Source organism: Mitsuaria sp. TWR114 (assembly GCF_007997345.1).
In genome coordinates this window covers 1-1,161 of record NZ_VOSR01001013.1, presented here as the reverse complement: position 1 = coordinate 1,161, position 1,161 = coordinate 1, and the positions used below count along the sequence as shown (strand labels likewise).

The 1,161-nt window shown below is 61.8% G+C and carries 2 protein-coding genes and 1 pseudogene; 2 read left to right on the top strand and 1 reads right to left on the bottom strand.

The window, feature by feature from the left end; all coding sequences use genetic code 11:
• The coding region (locus FUT87_RS30115) for a hypothetical protein (RefSeq protein ID WP_222617313.1) at positions 1-288 on the bottom strand (288 nt) is incomplete at its 3' end.
• On the opposite strand from FUT87_RS30115, the pseudogene bfr reads away from it, so the two are divergent.
• Both bfr and FUT87_RS26835 read left to right on the top strand, forming a co-directional pair.
• Positions 287-762 (top strand): annotated as a pseudogene (gene bfr / locus FUT87_RS26840) (bacterioferritin). The gene FUT87_RS30115 and the pseudogene bfr overlap by 2 nt on opposite strands.
• 229 nt (positions 763-991) lie before the next feature.
• Positions 992-1,161 (top strand): bacterioferritin-associated ferredoxin (locus FUT87_RS26835; RefSeq protein WP_147242955.1); only part of this gene is annotated, 170 nt, incomplete at its 3' end.

Below are 1,161 nucleotides of genomic sequence, written 5' to 3'. Positions count from 1 at the left end.
ACGCGGCGAACCTGCGGCGACCCGGGCGCCATCCAGCGCAACGGCTTGCAGGGCTTCGATGTGGGAGTGGTGATGGGCATTCATGCGAAGCATCTTAATGAGAACCATTCGCAATAGCAACCAAGAATCGCGGCGATCGCTTTTTTCTTGATGGATCGCGACTCGCCAGAGCGAGGAACGTGCTGCGAATACTTCGCATGCAGAGCGGGTGGGGCGGGTCTTGTCCCCATTCGTCGTAGGGATGAGGACAATGCGCGCCATTCCGCATGATTTCCAGGAGAAGAACATGAAGGGCGATGCCAAGGTCATCGAGTACTTGAACGCGCAGTTGAAGAACGAGCTCACCGCGATCAACCAGTACTTCCTGCATTACCGGATGCTCAAGAGCTGGGGCTTCGAGAAGCTGGCCAAGCACGAGTACGCCGAGTCCATCGAGGAGATGAAGCACGCCGACAAGCTGATGGATCGCATCCTGATGCTGGAAGGCTGCCGAACCTGCAGGACCTGGGCAAGCTCTACATCGGCGAGAACGCCGTCGAGGTCCAGCACTGCGACCTGAAGATCGAGATGGGCAGCCATCCGCTGCTGAAGGAAGCCATCGCCTATTGCGAGTCCGTGCGCGACTACGTCTCGCGCGAGGTCCTCGAGGAAATCCTGTCCGACACGGAGGAGCACATCGATCATCTGGAAACCCAGATCGAGCTCATCGCCCAGGTCGGCGAGCAGAACTGGCTGCAAAGCCAGATGGGCGACGCCAGCTGAACGCCAGCCACGCCCATCCTGGGGCCCAGCCGTCGCCAGGGACCCCGAAGCCCCGCTTGCCGGGGCTTTTTTTGTCCGCGCGTCGGCGCAAGGCGGGGTGATGGAGGCGCCGTGTCGCAGTTCACCGACATTGGCCGGACGCCGCGCAGGGGCTCTGTGACCTAATTGAGAGGAATTCGCGTTTGCGTTAGTATCGCGGCCATTCCAGGTTCATTCCTGTTTCGCCGCCATGATCGTCTGCCTCTGCCACCGAGTTTCCGACCGCGACATCCGCCGCACCGTGGCCGATGGCGTGCACAACTTCGAGGTGCTCCAGGACGAGACCCAGGTGGCGTCGGCCTGCGGCAGCTGCCACGACTGCGCCCGCGAGATCTTCGATGAAGCCCGGCGCGCCTGCGC